This window comes from Streptomyces chattanoogensis (assembly GCF_001294335.1).
Taxonomy (GTDB): domain Bacteria; phylum Actinomycetota; class Actinomycetes; order Streptomycetales; family Streptomycetaceae; genus Streptomyces; species Streptomyces chattanoogensis.
This window is the reverse complement of record NZ_LGKG01000119.1, coordinates 1-239: the sequence shown is the minus strand read 5'-3', so window position 1 is coordinate 239 and position 239 is coordinate 1. Positions and strand designations below refer to the sequence as shown.

The 239-nt window shown below is 72.8% G+C and carries 1 protein-coding gene; it reads right to left on the bottom strand.

Going from position 1 to position 239, the window contains the following annotated elements; genetic code table 11:
• On the bottom strand, nucleotides 1-239 hold a 239-nt coding region (locus ADL29_RS14800), incomplete at both ends, for an alpha-amylase family glycosyl hydrolase (protein ID WP_245689414.1).

Here is a 239-nt window from a genome sequence, read left to right as displayed (position 1 = left end):
CCGTCCTGGCCGTTGGCGCGGAAGAAGGAGGGGTCCTGGCGGACGTCGTCGGGCAGGTCGGTGACTTCGGGAAGGCCCAGTTCCTCGCCCTGGTAGAGGTATGCCGAGCCGGGCAGGGCGAGCATCAGCAGGGCGGCCGCACGGGCCCGGTCGAGGCCGCCGCCCAGGCGGGTGCGGTGCCGTACGACGTCGTGGTTGGACAGCACCCAGGTCGCCGGAGCACCGACAGGACGCATCGC